Source organism: Aeromonas aquatilis (assembly GCF_054052405.1).
The window spans coordinates 50,608-67,131 of record NZ_JBSTYP010000013.1 but is presented as its reverse complement, the minus strand read 5'-3'; the positions used below and the strand labels follow the sequence as shown (position 1 = coordinate 67,131).

At 59.4% G+C, this 16,524-nt stretch carries 9 protein-coding genes, 1 tRNA gene and 2 pseudogenes; 6 read left to right on the top strand and 6 right to left on the bottom strand.

The window, feature by feature from the left end:
* Window positions 1-112 precede the first annotated feature (112 nt).
* On the top strand, window positions 113-1,528 hold the full coding sequence (locus ACW5W8_RS07005) for an SLC13 family permease (protein WP_498627052.1): 1,416 nt from the start codon (window positions 113-115) through the stop codon (window positions 1,526-1,528).
* Between the two features lie 116 nt (window positions 1,529-1,644).
* On the opposite strand, the gene ACW5W8_RS07000 is transcribed toward ACW5W8_RS07005, so the two are convergent.
* A complete protein-coding gene (locus ACW5W8_RS07000) occupies window positions 1,645-2,631 on the bottom strand; it encodes a DUF481 domain-containing protein (RefSeq protein ID WP_498627051.1) in 987 nt (328 codons plus the stop codon).
* Between the two features lie 39 nt (window positions 2,632-2,670).
* A complete protein-coding gene (locus tag ACW5W8_RS06995; protein ID WP_498627079.1) occupies window positions 2,671-3,579 on the bottom strand; it encodes a L,D-transpeptidase family protein in 909 nt (302 codons plus the stop codon).
* 441 nt (window positions 3,580-4,020) lie between these two features.
* On the opposite strand from ACW5W8_RS06995, the gene ACW5W8_RS06990 reads away from it, so the two are divergent.
* Window positions 4,021-4,110 (top strand) — tRNA-Ser (locus ACW5W8_RS06990).
* Window positions 4,111-4,359: 249 nt separating this feature from the next.
* Here ACW5W8_RS06990 and ACW5W8_RS06985 read toward each other — a convergent pair.
* Together ACW5W8_RS06985 and ACW5W8_RS06980 are read right to left on the bottom strand one after the other, a co-directional pair.
* Window positions 4,360-5,208 (bottom strand): hypothetical protein, encoded by an 849-nt coding sequence (locus ACW5W8_RS06985; protein ID WP_498627049.1) that lies wholly within the window; start codon window positions 5,206-5,208, stop codon window positions 4,360-4,362.
* A 67-nt stretch (window positions 5,209-5,275) separates the two neighbouring features.
* Window positions 5,276-6,414: pseudogene (locus ACW5W8_RS06980) on the bottom strand (IS3 family transposase).
* Window positions 6,415-6,486: 72 nt separating this feature from the next.
* On the opposite strand from ACW5W8_RS06980, the pseudogene ACW5W8_RS06975 reads away from it, so the two are divergent.
* Both ACW5W8_RS06975 and ACW5W8_RS06970 read left to right on the top strand, forming a co-directional pair.
* A pseudogene (locus ACW5W8_RS06975) lies at window positions 6,487-7,416 on the top strand (ATP-binding protein); the annotation flags it as partial.
* A 461-nt stretch (window positions 7,417-7,877) separates the two neighbouring features.
* Window positions 7,878-11,753: an SNF2-related protein gene (locus ACW5W8_RS06970; protein WP_498627048.1), complete on the top strand. Its 3,876-nt coding sequence runs from the start codon at window positions 7,878-7,880 to the stop codon at window positions 11,751-11,753.
* Between the two features lie 154 nt (window positions 11,754-11,907).
* Here the strand turns inward: ACW5W8_RS06970 and ACW5W8_RS06965 are convergent, their stop codons facing one another.
* Window positions 11,908-12,801, bottom strand: coding sequence for a DNA replication terminus site-binding protein (locus ACW5W8_RS06965; RefSeq protein ID WP_498627047.1), 894 nt, complete (start codon window positions 12,799-12,801; stop codon window positions 11,908-11,910).
* A 526-nt stretch (window positions 12,802-13,327) separates the two neighbouring features.
* Here ACW5W8_RS06965 and ACW5W8_RS06960 point away from each other — a divergent pair.
* Entirely contained in the window at window positions 13,328-13,537 is a 210-nt protein-coding gene (locus tag ACW5W8_RS06960; protein ID WP_498627046.1) for a DUF1127 domain-containing protein, read from the top strand.
* A 283-nt stretch (window positions 13,538-13,820) separates the two neighbouring features.
* Entirely contained in the window at window positions 13,821-14,846 is a 1,026-nt protein-coding gene (gene astE / locus ACW5W8_RS06955; RefSeq protein WP_498627045.1) for a succinylglutamate desuccinylase, read from the top strand.
* Window positions 14,847-14,923: 77 nt separating this feature from the next.
* Here the strand turns inward: astE and ACW5W8_RS06950 are convergent, their stop codons facing one another.
* Window positions 14,924-16,474, bottom strand: a complete 1,551-nt coding sequence (locus ACW5W8_RS06950; protein WP_498627044.1) for a lytic transglycosylase — start codon at window positions 16,472-16,474, stop codon at window positions 14,924-14,926.
* Window positions 16,475-16,524 lie beyond the last annotated feature (50 nt).

The window sequence follows — 16,524 nt, the reverse complement described above, 5'->3', positions numbered from 1 at the left end:
ACAAAACGGTGCGCCGTGCAGTTAGCCAGCTCTCATTTTGGCGAGTTGGCCGCGTGAGGAGATAGCATGTTATGCCACTATTGGCTTCTTACTCCCGATCCTGGAGACAATAGTGTCCATCAATCACAAGATTATTCTGCCACTGCTGCTGAGCCTCATCATCCTGTTGATCCCGACCCACTGGATCCCGCTTGAGGGGATCACCGTCATCGAGCAGCGGGTCGTGGCCATTTTCGTGCTGGCCGCCCTCTGCTGGATCCTGGAGCCCATCCCTATCTTTGCTACCTCGGTGCTGATCATCGTGCTGGAGCTGCTGCTGCTCTCCGACAAGGGGCTCTGGTTCATGACTGCCGACAAGGCCGAACCGGGGTTTGGTGAGTTGCTCAAGTCGACTGAGGTGATGGCGACCTTTGCCTCGCCGGTTATCATGCTGTTTCTCGGCGGTTTTTTCCTCGCCATTGCGGCGACCAAATACCATCTGGACGTCAATCTGGCGCGGGTGTTGCTGCGCCCGTTTGGTCAGGATCCCCGGATCGTCATGCTGGGGCTGATGTTGATCACCGCCACCTTCTCCATGTTTATGAGCAATACCGCCACCACCGCCATGATGCTGGCCATCCTTACCCCGGTGCTGGCGGCGTTCCCCGACAAGGACCCGGCCAAAATCGGCTTTGTGCTGGCCATTCCGCTGGCGGCCAACCTCGGCGGGATCGGCACTCCCATCGGCACTCCGCCCAACGCGGTTGCCCTCAAATACCTGACCGGCGAGCATGCCATCTCGTTCGGTCAGTGGATGGGATTTGCGGTGCCCTTTGTGGTATTGCTGTTGCTGCTTGGCTGGTTCCTGCTGGGGCGCTTCTTCCCGAGCACCCTCAAGCGGATGGATCTCAAGATTGAGGGGCGCTTTATGCAGACCCCTCGCGCCTGGGTGGTCTACCTCACCTTTATCACCACCATAGTGCTCTGGCTGCTGGGGGATCTGCACGGCATGAGCTCCTACGTGGTCGCCATGATCCCGGTGGCGGTGTTCCTGACCACCGGCATCATCACCAAGGAGGATCTGCACAAGATCTCCCTCGACGTGCTCTGGCTGGTATCGGGCGGTATCGCGCTGGGGCTGGCGCTGGAGGACTCCGGGTTGGCCGAGCGGCTCATCACCCATATTCCGTTCCACGAGTACTCCACGCTGGCGGTACTGGTCGGTGCCTGTCTGCTGGCAGTGGTGATGGCCAACTTCATGTCCAATACCGCAACCGCCAATCTGCTGCTGCCACTGGTGGCGGCACTGGCGGTCAGCATGCCGGAGTTGGCCGAGTGGGGCGGCAGTCATACCCTGATCCTAGCGGTTACCATTTCGGTTTCGCTCGGGATGTCTCTGCCCATCAGTACCCCGCCCAATGCGCTGGCTCACGCCACCGGTCTGGTGGAGAGTCACCATATGGTGCGTATCGGTGTCATCATGGGGTTGGTCGGCACGCTGCTGGCGATGGTATGGATCTACCAGATTGCCGCTTGGGGACTGATCTGAGTGTACGGCCGGTTTCTCATCTGTTGCCTGCTCCATCATCGGAGAAGTGCCATGGCAGGTGATGACCAAAACAGAAAGAGGAGCCGACTTGGCTCCTCTTTCTGTTTGCAGTTGACTCAGAAACTGGCGCCAAGGCTGAGCAGGTGCCTGAATTCGGTCTCTTTGTACTTTTGCTCGAGACCGACGAAATGCACTTCGCCATCTTCCCACTCCATCTCGCTCGACCAGGAGAGGCGCAGGTGGTCGTTGAAGTAGTAGCGCAAGCCCACGCTGCCGGCCACATCTCGATTCAGAGTGATATAGGGAGAGGGTTGATCCAGATAGAGCAGATAGCGCCCCTGACTGAACAGCTCCAGTTTTTCCCGCCATATCGGGATGGGTTGGCGATAATTCCAGTTCATGCTGGCAAAGGGATAGTCGATGATCCGGTTGCCTTTGAAGAGCAGCCCAATCCCGCTCTCTTCCCTGAAGTAGGTCTTACGCAGACCCCCCTGCGCCACGAACTCCAGCCGACGGCGCTTCTCGTTCCAGAAGCGGTAACCCGGCCCGGTACCATAGTCGAGGCTGAGGTAGTTGCTTTCTAGCATGTCATATTCGGTATTGAGCGAGCTGCGCACAAACCACTGCTGATCGAAAAAGTAGTCAATAGTCGGGTTCAGTTTGTAGTCGTGGTTATCGGTGACGCTGTCAGACGTTTCGTAGGAGTACTCTCCGGAGAAGCTGTAGCGCCAGTCCAGATTGGCCAACTCGGTCTTGCCCTTGAAGTTGACGTTGTTGGTGTGCTTGTCATTCTGTTTGAGTTTGACATTGAGATCGCCGCTGCCGCTCCAGAGCCAGGCGTTGCGTTCATCCTTGTCATCCTCGAACAGCTTGAGCCCACTCTTTGCCGTCGCCTTGGGTTTGTCCTCTTTATCGATACGCCAGCGTTTGATGGCCTCCCGCTGGACGGTGACTGCGCCGCTGTAGGGCAGGGCGATGCGCACCGACTGTTCGGTCACCTCCTCGATGATGCCGGTCAGACGATCGCCATTGTTCATCCAGAGGATGTCCTTGGCCCATAAGGAGTGACAGGCCAACAGGAGTAAGAGGGGCAGGTATTTCATGAGATAAGGTGACTCCGGTGCGATTCGGGCGCTGGTGACTTAACCACTGACAAGCTGGCTGCTGATAGGGCGGGGCAGGCCATTTTTGCTCTCCAGCGCCGCCGTCACCTCATCCTGCATCACATCTGGTGCGCTGATAAAGCTCTCTATGGCCGGTGATAGCATCAGCGGGGCGCCATTTTCAAGCTCCTCTTCGGTGCGAGAGAGCGGGGAGTGTACCTCCAGCCAACGGCGACCATCCGGCTCGATGGCGACCTTGACCGGTTGATTGATGATCCGCACCGGCGTGCCGATCGGCACAATCTTGAACAGGGCTTCGATATCGTCAGGTCGCAGCCGGATGCAGCCAGCACTTACACGCAGGCCAACGCCAAAATCCTTGTTGGTGCCGTGGATCAGGTAGTCGCGTTTGCCATAGCCAAGGCGCATGGCGAACTTGCCGAGGGGGTTCTCCGGGCCGGGGGGCACCACGGCGGGTAGGGTGATCCCTTTTTGCTCCAGCCAGGATTTGCGCACCATGGGACCGGGTACCCAGGTCGGGTTGGGATTCTTCTCAATGACGGTGGTGGTCATCTCGGGTGTCTCACGGCCGATATCGCCAATCCCGATGGGCAGTACGATGACCTCGCTCTGGCCTTTGGGGAAGTAGTAGAGACGCAGCTCTGGCAGATTGATGACGATCCCCTCGCGTGGCACATCGGGCAGCAGCATCTGGGTCGGCAGTGTCAAGCGGGTGCCCGGCTTGGGTAAATAGGGGTCTACACCGGGATTTGCCTCAAGCAGCGCCAAAAAACCAATCTGGGTATGTTTGCCAACCAGCTCAAGATGCTCATCCTGCTGGATGATGTAATCCTCCAGCTCGCCAATGAGGCGGCTTTCGGCCGGCGGTTGCGGGTAGCGTTTAGCCTCTGCCGGCGCTGCGCAGAGCAGGATCGCTGCCAGCAGCATGGAAAGGGCGGGCGTTAGGGATAGGAGCTTGAGTTTCGGCAATCGCATAAGAAGATCCATCAGTTCAATCGGGGCGGGACATCATCAACATAGCCGCCAGGTTGGCGCGATTGTTCCTCAATCAGCCCATGATTACCAGCTTGCCGCGCACCCGCAATGATTGAGGGATACATAGGAAACCTGCCAAAATCGGCATCACCCATAAATTTGAGCGCCAAGCAGGAAAAAGAGACGCCTCATGGCAATGGGGGGGTATGTCACGATATGGATAATGGCCGGGTGTGCGAGCGGGTGGATACAGAGCTATACAAGAGTGGCTTCGCAACGCAAGTCGCGCGTGAAGCATTGTGAGCCTGCTCCCAGATATCTGATTCAGCCATTTGATATCTAAGAAATTTTTATTGCATCCTCGGCCAAGCTTGGGTAAAACTCTCTCCCTACGGAGAGATGCCGGAGTGGCCGAACGGGATTGACTCGAAATCAATTGTGGCAGCAATGCCACCCAGGGTTCGAATCCCTGTCTCTCCGCCATCTACCAAGCCCAAGCTGTTGAACAGGTTGGGTTTTTCTTTTGTTGCCTCTTCCGGGCGGCTGTCCGGTCTGGGTGATGTGCGCCATTAGTGCATGTCGCGGGAGCAGGCCGCTTATCCCGGTCTCGGAAAAACAGGAGAGGGCGCAAGGCCCTCTCCTGTTTTTGTGCCACGGCATCCGACGGTCCGGGCCCGCCATAGCGACGTTGGCCGGCTCGTCGGGATGATGATGCCGTGACGGGGCACCAGCTTAAAAACGTCGGTCGATGGAGAAGAACAGGCTCTGGCGATCCCCCAGACCCACCTCACCGAGCAGATACCAGCTCTCGTTGATCTGATACTGCAAACCAAGCAGGGGGTTCCACTTCGTCTGCAACCGTTGCTTGACCTCAAATCTGGCGTCTTGGGGCATCAGCTTGGTAATGCTCCCCGGCAGGCCCAAATCCTCGAGCGACCCCTCCAGTCGCTGCGTGACATCTTGATACATGGCTCCTGCCCAGATGCGTAGCGGTTGGCCGTAGCGATAAAAGTCATAACCGATGCGGGGAGAGACCACCAATGCATCGATACTGCCATCGATTATCGTCAGACGGCTCTGGGTCATGCTCGCATCGACCAGTGCAAACCAGTTGTCATAGCCACCCACCAGCACGGTGCCCACTCCCGTGGTATAGCCATCCAGATCGAGTCGGAACTGGTTGATTTTCGTGGAGGGCAAGGGCTTTCCTGAGGGCAGCGCCACAGTGAGGGTCACATCCGTGGTTGAGTAACCATCCAGCTTACCCACCAGACCATAGAGGTTAAGGAAGGGGAGGAGCCAGACATCGGCTCTGAGAGTGAGAACCTCGGTGTACTGGCGTCCCGGATCGGCTTTCATATCCAGAGCCACCCCCTGGAGAGGGAGTCCGTGGATAGCGATCGAGTCAACGTTGATCCCCTGCTCCAGCTTCATGTAGCTGAGGCTAAAGCCGATCGCTTTGGGTAACTCATAACCCAGTTTTTCTGCCTCCTCTTTCCAGAGAGGGAGCGTCAGTGCGTTAGCCAGGGTCGGGAAGGTCAGGGAAGAAAGGATCAATCCCCGTAGTAGGTAATTCCGCATGATAAGTCTACTGTTTTAATATTTATTAATGGGTGGGAAGAGCGCTTGTTGAATCGCCCCGGATTTTCTAGACACTCTGTTGCTGAAAAATAAACTGCCTTTCAAACTCTACCGGTGACAGCCCATCATTGGAACCATGACGCCTGATTGGGTTGTAAAACATCTCGATATAATCAAATACGTCGCTGCGGGCTTCGTCTCTTGTCGCGTAAATCCTGCGCTTGATCCGCTCCCGTTTGAGCAACTGGAAGAAGCTCTCGGCGACAGCGTTGTCGTGACAGTTCCCACGTCGGCTCATGCTGCAACTCAGGTTGTGGGCCTTCAGAAAGTCCTGCCATTCACCGCTGGTAAACTGGCTGCCCTGATCCGAGTGCACCAGTACTGGCTGCTTGGGCTTGCGCCGCCAGACGGCCATCAATAGCGCATCAACCGCCAAGTCTGCCGTCATGCGTGATTTCATCCCCCAGCCGACGATCTGGCGAGAGAACAGGTCGAGCACCACCGCCAAGTACAGCCACCCTTCTTGAGTGCGGATGTAGGTAATGTCAGTCACCCAGGAGATGTTGGGGGCAGGCACCTTAAACTGACGTGCCAGCATGTTTGGGGCAGCTTGCGTGCTCTTGCCTCCATAATGCCCCTTGCGGCGTTGATAGCCCGTTTGCGAACAGCCTCATTAACTTGGCCACACGTTGCTTGCCGCAGGCTTCCCCTGCGTCACGAAGGTCGCGATGGATCTTGCGATAACCGTAAACAGTACCACTTTCCAGCCAGGATTGCTTGACCAATCCGGTCAGTCGTTCGTCCTCCTGCTGTCGTGGCGATACGGGCTGTTTCAGCCACGCGTAGAAGCCACTTCGGTGAACCCCCAGGGTCTGGCACAGGGTAACGACACTGTACCGGTCGAGTCGGGAGGTTATGAACGCGTACCTTTCCTTGACTCGCTGGCAAGTACGCGGCGGCCTCCTTTAGGATATTGCGCTCCTCGGTGACTTGGCGCAGTTCGGCTTTCAGGCGGCGGATCTCGGCTTGCAAGGCAGACTCTTCGAGCTGCTGGTCAGCAGGCTTACCGTACTGCTTGAGCTAGGTATACAGACTGTGGCTGGATACCCCAAGGGCTCGTGCAACGTCAGCCACCGGCCATCCGCGCTCGGTGATTTGTTTAACCGCTTCGATTTTGAATGTTTCCGGGTAACGCTGACGGGTCATAACACCTCCAAATAGGTGCCTCATTTTAAGGTTGTGAGGTGTCTAGGGAACTGGGGGCGATTCACTACGGCGTATTTGCCTAACAGTATCTCCGAGACCTGGGTACCTTCGAGAGTCGAGATGTTATGGATCGGCTCTACCATCCTGCTTTCATTGGGAATGGCGCCGTACGTGGCCGTGCGCCTCTCTCGCCGTATCCTGACCCCGCTTAACTGCCTGCGCGAGGTGGCAGAGGGGCGGCTGGACGCCCGCGTGCCGCTGGATGAACAGGCGATAGGGGAGACGGCGCAGCTGGTGCGTGACTTCAACACCATGGCCGAGCGGCTGCAGAGCATGACCCGCGAGCGGGAGTTTTGGAATGCCGCTATCGCCCACGAATTGCGCACCCCGGTGACCATTTTGCGTGGCCGCTTGCAGGGGTTGGCCGAAGGGGTATTTCCGCCAGAGCGTGAGCTCTTCGAAGGCTTGCTGCGTCAGGTGGAGGGATTGACCCACCTGATCGAAGACCTGCGGGTACTCAGTCTCAACGACAGCGGCCACCTGGAGTTGCAACGCTCGGAAGTCAGACTGGCCGACGAGCTTGCCGTGGTGCTTGAGGCGTTTGCCAGCCCTCTGGCGGCGAGCGGATTTGTGTTGCAGCGGGAGCTGGATAGCGAACTTCATGTCTGCTGCGATCTGTTTCGCATCCGTCAGGCCCTGATGGCGCTGTTGGAAAATTCCCAGAAGCACGCGCTGCCGGGCCTGTTGACCGTGCGGCTGCATCGCTCGGAGAGTGTGTGCGTCCTGAGTGTGGAAGATGAGGGACCTGGCATCAGCGAGGAGGTCGCCGCTTGTATCTTCGATGCGTTTCGTCGGGGAGACCCGTCACGCTCGCGCAAAAGCGGCGGTAGCGGACTCGGACTCGCCGTAGTCAAGGCAATTGCCGAGGCCCACGGCGGCAGCGCGGTTTGCCAACCTACCGGTCGTGGAGGTAGCCGATTCGTGCTCTCCTGGCCTATCTCGGCCATGTCCGGTTGCCCGGAAACCTTGCCTGCAGGTTACCCGGAATGGCGAGGCTATACAGCTGACTGCTGCCCACACAGGGGCGCTCGACAAGCGACCGTCATACGGCTTTGCAGCGCTTGTGCCGGGTGAGCAGGAGTGGTTGGAACATGGCTCATTTGGCGCGAAATCATGGTTTTTTGCCGCCAAAAATTGAAACCGTTTTCAGAAATCCTTTTCAACTGTGATCCGCTTCAAAGCTTTTTCGGACGCCAACCTCTAGCATTGGCTCCACGAATTAGGGGCTAGCGCTCCCGATTTTCCCGCTGTGGGAGGTAACCGGATGATCCGGCTATTTCCTTCGTTACTTTCGACGGTCATCATGGATGGCCGTTTTTTTTTTGAGTTATTTCACGGTAAAGGGTCGAGCCGCTGGCGCTTTACCGTTAAAATTCCGCTTTTGCACTTGCCCGTGAGTCTTGATGTCTGCGTCCACCCTCTCTTCGGATAGTTATGCCCTGCTCGCCACCCTGCAATTGCAGCGCGTCGCCAGTACCCGTTTGCTGCAAGAACAACTGGCGATAGGTCATGCCCTGATCGATAAACTGACCCGACTGCAGGATGCGGGGCTGGTCAGATTGCGCGGGGAGCAGCAGTGGAGCCTGACCGCCGAGGGGACGCTGGCGCTGATCCTGGGGGTGCGTGCCGGTCTCTGCCCAGAGCCGGACTGGAGCCGGGTGCCCTCATTGACCGGGCAGGATCTTACCCATGCGGTGGTGCGCGAGCTCTGTCGCGGCAAGGCGGGGGAGGTGCCAACCTATTTCTCGGCCAGCGATCTGCTGACCCTGCTCGATACCCCGGACGCTCACCAGTTGCTGGCGGGCTCCAGCCCCGCCTGGCAGCAACTGCTGCTGGAGCACTTCTCGCTGCAACTCTTGCTCGATGCCCCCTATGAAGAGCGCTGGCCGCTGGCCAATGCGCTGGTGCGCTGCGCCCCCGAGGTGCAGGCAAGGGCCAAAGCGTTCGAGGCGGAGTGGCGCTGGCTCTGCGGGGACGGTGAGAGCACATCGCCAACCGGTGAGGGTAACGACACCGTGCCCGGCTGGCCAGCTCTCCAGGCGCTGGCCCAGCAGAGCCAGAGCGGCCCGCTTGGCGAGCGACTACTCACCGCGCTTGGCCAGTGGCAGACAACCGATGAGGGCGAAGCAGGCCAGTGGCCCCGTTCATTCAGCGCCCTGCTCTGGCTTGGCTGGTTGCAGCAAGCCGATCCCGTTATCGCCAGCGAACAGCGCAAGAAGTGGCAGCGCAGCCTGACTGGTCAGTTCCCCCTGCTTGCCGATCTGCTCAGCCAGTGGGCGGGCGATCGTCACGGTCAGGCGGTTGGCCTGTTTGATACCCTGCAGTTGCCGGTGGAGGAGCTCCACTGGGGCTATCTCTGGCTCGATCTTTGCGCGCTGGCCCGTCACGGTGCCCAGAGCCCGCAGGTGGCCATGTTGCACAAGTGGGATCTCTCCCATCTGCTCGATGCCGAGCCCCATCATCGCCTGATGGCATTTTGTCAGGATCTGCTGCGCATCTTGTTGGGCGAGGCAGCCAAAGGGGCGCCCCTGTGCCAGCTGCGCGGCAGTGAGGAGAATGCGCAAGAGGGCAATGATGAGCAGGATGATGACGGGGATGAGGATAAAACCGCGGCCTCTGCCAGCTGGCTCAACTGGTTGCAGGGGTTGGGACGCTCCAGTGGTGTGCGCAAGCCGCAGGAGCGGCTGGTGTGGCTGCTCCATGCCGACGGCCCCGAGCTGGAGTGCAAGATCCAGAAGCTGAGTACCAAGGGGGAGTGGACCGCCGGTCGCCGGGTCGATCCGGCCCTGCTCTCTACCCAGTATGCCGCCATGCTCGACGAGCACGACTGGGCACTGGCCCGCACCCTGCCACGGGTGATGGGGCGACTGCCGCGGGATGTCTGGGCGCCGCTGGCCGATCACCCCCGCTTGTTCAACGCCAAGGGGCAGAAGCTGCAACTGGCCATCAGTGCCCCCCTGCTGCAGGTGGTGGCCACCGAACAGGGGATGAGCGCGCAGCTCTGCCCCGATGCGGCCGCCCGCGGGGCCCATATCATGCCGCTGGCGCAGGACCTGTGGCAGCTGATCCTCACCCCGCAGCCGCTGCTCGACCGCTTGCCAGCGCTCGAATCCATCCCGCTGTTGCCCGCCGAGGGGCTGGCCGAGCTGCAACGCACCCTGGACGCCATTCCCGAGCTGCCCTGGCATAGTCAGGTTGCGGGGCTTAGCGGCAACGCCGAATTGGCTCCCTGGCCGGGCATTCCTTCGGTGCAACTGGATTGGCAAGATGGTCAGCTGTCGGTCAAGCTGGTGACCCGCTTTGAGGATCTGCCGCCCCAGCCCCTTGGCAAGGGGGAGGCGATCGTGCGGCAGGGGATCAAGGCGTACCACTACTGGCAGCGGGATCTCGCGGCCGAGAAGGGGCAAGCCCAGTTGCTGCGCAATCAACTGCCCATCGGCCTGCCCGGCAGCGAGTGGCTACTGCAGGGGGAACAGGCGCTGGCGCTGGTCAATGCCCTGCCCGAGCTGGTGGATGCCGGCGTGGTCATTCACTGGCATCAGGACAGCGCGCGCCTCAAGAGCCTCGATGAAGCGGCCCTGAGCCTGCGCATCGAGCGGCGGCAGGATTGGTTCCAGGTCGAAGGGGCACTGGCCCTCGATGAGCACCAAATCCTCGATCTGCGCCTTATTCTGCGCCAGATGACCCCGGGCCAGCGCACCGTTCAGCTCGACGAGAAGACCAGCCTGATGCTGAGCGACAAGCTGGTGGAGCGGCTCACCATGCTGGGGGCCATGCTCGATGAAGAGCAGCGCATCAACAACAAGCTGGCCTATCCCCTGACTCGCCTGCTCTCTGTCATTACCACCGAAGGGGATGCGGCGTGGCAATCCCTGCAGCAGGAGTGGCAGCAGGAGGTCGAGTGCCCGGACGAGCTGCTCACCTCCCTGCGGGACTATCAGAAAGAGGGGGTGCGCTGGATGGCGACCCTGGCCCATCACGGTTTTGGTGCCTGTCTGGCCGATGACATGGGTCTTGGCAAGACGCTGCAGGCGCTTATCGTGCTGCGGATGCGCCAGCACCTTGGCCCTGCGCTGGTGGTGGTACCCAAGTCAGTGGTCACCAACTGGCAGGAGGAGGTGACCCGTTTCGCCCCCGAGCTGGATGTGGTGGTGTTCGAGAACCCGGCCGAGCGGGAGGGGCTCATTCGCGAGGCCAAGGCCGGTCAGGTGATCCTCATCAACTACGGCATGCTCGGCAGCCTGGCGGAGGCGCTCAAGGCGCGCCGATGGTCCAGCATGGTGCTCGATGAGGCGCAGCAGATCAAAAACGCCGGTACCCAGCGCGCCAAGCTGTTGTTCCAGCTCGACGGCGATTTTCGCCTCGCCCTCTCCGGCACCCCCATCGAGAACCATCTGGGGGAGCTGTGGAGCCTTTTTACCTTTATCAACCCGGGGCTGCTCGGCAGCCTCGGCGAGTTCAAGCGCCGCTTTGGCAAGGCGGTCAAGGATCCCCAGCACATGGCCTTGCTGCGGGCGGTGATCAGCCCCTTTATCCTGCGTCGTCTCAAGCAGCAGGTGCTGACCGAGCTGCCGGACAAGACCGAGATCATTCACCACATCAGCCTCTCCCCCGAAGAGCGCCAGCTCTACGAGGCGACCCGGCGGGAAGTGGTGCAGCAGGTACAAAGCGCCGATGGTCGCGCCCTGATGCACGTGCTGAGCGGCCTGACCCGGCTGCGCCGTCTCTGCTGCTCGCCGGAGCTGGTGATGCCCGAGTGGTCGCAGACCAGCAGCAAGCTGGACGAGGCGATGGCCCTGCTGGAAGAGGCGATCGACGGCGGTCATCGGGTGCTGGTGTTCAGCCAGTTTGTCGATCTGCTGAGCCTGCTGCGCGCCCGCATCGAGCAGAAGTCCTGGGACTACTGCTATCTGGATGGGGGCTGCTCCGCCAAGTCCCGTCAGGACTCCATCCTGCGTTTTCGCCATGAGGAGGTGCCGCTGTTCCTCATCAGCCTCAAGGCAGGGGGGACCGGCCTCAACCTCACCCAGGCCGATACCGTGCTGCACCTCGATCCCTGGTGGAACCCGGCAGTGGAAGATCAGGCGAGCGATCGGGCGCACCGGATGGGGCAGACCCAGCCGGTGACCGTGTACCGGCTGGTGTGCGAGCAGACGGTGGAGGAGAAGATCGTCGCTCTGCACGACGAGAAGCGGGCGCTGGCCGATGGCCTGCTGAGCGGCCAGTCCGAGGTGCGCGGGCTGGATGTGGAGAGCCTGCGAGCCCTGCTGATGGGCTGATTGGCGACGCCACCTTTCATACCGCCTATCAATACAGAAAAGGGAGAACATCCAGAGATGTTCTCCCTTTTCTCGTTTGGGACGCAGATGCGGAATACTCGTTTATGGCGGCAAGGCGGCGCAGTTATCCCTGAACCAGCTATCCCGGATCCAGTCACCCCTGATAGAGATAGAGGTGCAGCCGCTCGATGATGGGCTCGCCGCCAATCTTGCGATCCCGCCGCGCCTGTCGGCTCTTGGGGGGATAGTTGCCCAGATGGGTGACCGCAGGCGGGGTATCCGAGCAGAGCAGCAGAGGCAGGCTCGCCTTGATCTGCTGCTTGCGCGGGATGCGCTCCAGCCAGAGCAGGTTGATCATCGGGTGGGTCTTGACCGGGCGGCGGATCCGCAGCTCGGCATCGGCGGGCAGACGGCGAATGTCGTACACCTCCTGATCCACCATCTTGCTCCACTCCTCGTTGTTGGAGAGGGCCGGTATGTAGCGGCGGCTGCGCTCCAGCATCTCAAGCACCTGCTCGCGGCTGAGGCGATTGATGGTCTGTTTGTCGGCCCAGGTAAAGCCGAGGGATTGCAGCTCCCCCGCCAACAGGGTCAGTTTGCGGTAGACCTGCAAGGTGATCACCCCGGGCAGGGCGGTATGTACCAGCTCGAACTTCTCGTCCCGTCCCCCCGCCTGCTGCACCAGCGCCTTGAAATCGAGCTTGTGCTGGTTTATTTGGTCGATCAGCGGTTGCAGCAAGGGGGCTGCGGCGGCAGGAAAGCGCAACCAGCCGGGCAGCCGGTGAGTCGCCTTGGTAGAGCAGCCGGGGCGGGCGCTGTGGTCCCGATAGGCGGCGAGGGTGGCCGCCAGCGCGGCTTCACCGTTGAGATAGCACACCTCAATTTGCTCGATCGGGTCGTGCTCTTCCCCCTGTGGCACCGGGGGGAGGGGATAGACATGGGCCTCCTGCAGTTCGAGCTGGCCGAGCAGGGTGGCCAGCTGATCCAGAGAGGCTTCAATGGCCTCCATCTGTTGACGCAGGGCGGCGGTCGGGGTAAAGGTATCCATCGATGATCCTGTGGTCTGACCCACTGTTGACGACATCAGGTATGACATCAGCTGCGGGTAGCAAAACTACTGTATAAATAAACATACCAGCATGCGGCGGGAGTGCCAAGAGGCACTTTGAGGAGGGGGCAATGTGCGCCTCTGAATGGGGATGCGGTGCTGGTTTTATTTATGTTTCACTGTGTTAAATAAAGATCGCCACAAGATCATTAAATTAACAATCTCGTGTAACTCCGCTGTTGCCAGCTGTTCACACCTTGTCCGTTCCTGCATATGTAAAGCAGTAAAATGCATATATAGATGGGTGCCATGCAGCACAATATGCTGTACGACTCTGTTGGCCAACCGTTAAAATAATTAGTTGTTTAAAATCAAAGCGTTAAAATTAAATCCTGCCGTTTTTAGACATTAGATTTACTAATGTAACGTATCAAAATTCGTCAATTGAGTCGGCTCTGCTCCCTGACTAAGCTTTGCGCATCAAATAAAGCCCAGTGCGTAAACAAAAATTCAGAGGAGCCACATCATGGCCAACATGACTTATACCGAAACCGGTTACCAGCATTCCAGCCAACTGAATCTGGTTGCTCGCGTAAAAATGAACGTTCTGACCTGGCTGGAGCGCAGCCGCAGCCGTCGCCAGCTCTCCGAGTTGCCCGAGTACCTGCTCAAAGACATCGGCCTGAACGAAGCTGACCGTTATCAAGAGACCACCAAGCCGTTCTGGCGTGGTTGATCAGCCGGGCATGGATGCCTCGTTTTTCTGCTGAGTCGTTTGCTGCTCTGCCCCTGTGGCGCCCGGCCGCCAGGTCTTTCATTGTCTGTTTTATCTCCCCCCGTTTTACGTTGATCCTTTTTCCTATCCTCTTTATTCCATATCGCTACTGTCATTGCTGTCATCGTTCGATTGTTATCACACTTGTATCGTTAATGTTTGAATTTGTTTAAAAAACGATTTTAAGCCGCGATGCCTTGCGTATAATCCAGCCATAGTGTTCCAGAGCGAGAGGGTGAGACGGATGATTCCCCAGCACGATTTTTTGGCCTTGACCCGCAGCCATGAGTGGCAACTTGAGCCCTTTGAATTTGCCCTGCCCGATGGGGCGCGGGTCAGCGTCTGGGATACCGGCGTGCTCTGTCTGGAGCCTGCCAGTGGCGCGGGCGGCCAGCCGGGAGGGCGCAAGGATATCGTCCTCTCCTGCGGTATTCACGGCAACGAGACGGCCCCCATCGAGATCTGTAACCAGCTGCTGAGCCGTCTGCTCTCTGGCGAGCTGAGCGCCCGCCATCGGGTGCTGTTCCTGTTTGGCAATCCGGCGGCGATGAACCTCGGGCTGCGGGAGGTGGAGGAGAACATGAACCGGCTCTTCTCCGGCGCCCACAGCAAGGGGGAGGGACTCTGCAATCGGGAGCGGATCCGTGCCATGCGTCTCGAGCAGTATGTGAGCCGCTTCTTTGCCGATCCGGCCCGCCCCCGCTACCACTACGACCTGCACACCGCCATTCGCGGCTCGCGCCACGAGAAGTTTGCCGTCTACCCTTTCCCCCACGAGCGGCCCCACTGCCGCGAGCAGGTGCAGTTCCTCGGCGCCTGCGGGGTGCGCACCATACTGCTCTCCGCCAGCCCAACAACCACCTTCAGCTACTACAGTTCGCGCCAGCACGGCGCCCACGCCTTCACGGTGGAGCTGGGCAAGGTGCGGCCATTTGGCGAGAACGACATGACCCGCTTTATCGAAACCCGGCAGGCGCTGCAGGAGCTGATGACCCATGACGAGGTGGCGCTGGAGCCGTGGCGGGCGGATGATTTCACCCTGTTTGCCATTGATCGGGTGATCACCAAGAAATCAGAGCAATTTCGCTTTCTGTTTGCCAGCGATGTGGACAACTTCACCGAATTCCCGCAAGGGTTCGTGCTGGCCGAGGATGGCGAGTTGCGCTACACCGTCGAGCAGCCCCGCGAGGCGGTGGTCTTCCCCAATGCCAATGTGGCGATCGGTCAGCGCACCGTGTTGCTGGTGGTACCGACAAGGCTCTGGGAATAACGCGTTGCCGCAGAAATAAAAAAACGGGGCCAGTCAGATGACTGGCCCCGTTTTGTATCGGGTTCAAGCGGTGAGGCTTAGCTGTTGTTCTTCACAAACAGGGTCAGCTCCTGACCGGGCTTGAGGTAATCCCCTTTATCCAGCTGGTTCCAGCGCATCACATCGTTGATGGCGACCTGGAAGCGCGCCGCGATGGAGGAGATGGAGTCACCACGGCGAACCTGATAGACCATCGACTTGTCGCTCTTCTTCCCTTGCTTGGGATAGACCACCAGCTTCATGCCCGGCTTGAGCGCCGACTTGGCATTCAGACCGTTCCACTTGGCCAGTTCGTCATGCGTCACGCCATGGGCCTGGCTGATGCTCCACAGGTTGTCACCCGAGCGAACCTTGTAGCTGACCTTGGCCTTCTGGCTGCCACGGCTGGCCAGCTGCTGCGGCTTGCTGGCGGTACTTGCCTTGCTGCTGACCTGACCATGAGTCGGGATCACCAACTGCTGACCGCGACGCAGGCTGTTGCCACGCAGATTGTTGGCCAGTTTCAGCTCGCTCACGCTGACGCCGTGATTCTGGGCGATGCGTGACAGGGTGTCGCCACTGGTGACCTGATAGGAGCGGGTACGGATACGCTCGCTCTTGGGCAGGTCGGCCAGTGCCAGCTCCAGGGTATCGGCATATTCCACCGGTACCAGCAGGCGGTAAGGGCCACGGGGCGACATCATACCACGGCTCAGGGCAGGATTGACCTCCTTGAGCTGTGAGGTGCGCAGACCCGCCAGTTGGGCGGCCACGTTCAGATCGAGTTGGCTGCCGGTTTCCACCACCCGCAGCTTCGGCTCGTTGGCGAGCACCGGCAGCTGGACGTTGTACTGGTCGGCATTGCTGATCATGTCAGCCATGGCGAGGATCTTGGGCACGTACATCCGGGTTTCGCGCGGCAGATCGAGCGACCAGTAGTCAGTCGGTTTGCCGGCACGCTGGTTACGCTGGATGGCGTTGCGAACCCGTCCTTCACCGGCATTGTAGGCGGCCAGCGTTTGCAGCCAGTCACCATCAAAGAAACGGTTCAGGTACTCCAGATAGTCGAGCGCCGCATTGGTGGAGGCCAGCACATCGCGCCGTCCGTCATACCAGTTGTCGTGGCGCAGACCGAAGCTCTTGCCGGTGGCGGGCACAAACTGCCACAAACCGACGGCATTGCTGCGGGATCGGGCATGAGGATCAAACATGCTCTCGATCATCGGGACAGTAATAAGCTCCATTGGCAGCTCACGCCGTTCAATCTCCTCTACCATCAGATAGAGGTAGGGTTCAGCCCGGCTGGCAATGGTCGCCAGATGCTTATCATTGCGCAACAGCCACTCACGTTGTTGGCGGATGCGCACATTGTCCGGAGTTTCCAGTTGCATATCATCGCTGATACGCACCCACAGATTGTCCGTATCTTCCATTTCGTCCAGCTGTTCATCGCCAAACAGAAATCGTGAAGAGTGTTTTTTATGCGCTTTTTTGTTGACCTGGGGGGACTTGATCGGCTCGATTGCCGTTAGCGCCCGGTCATCCTGATGGCTCAGGTTTTGGCAGCCGCTGAGCAACAGCGCTGCCAATAAGGCCGTTCGTACCTTCATCTCGTTCCGGTCATTTTTAGGAAAAACAGCCCGCATCATAAGGGGCAATG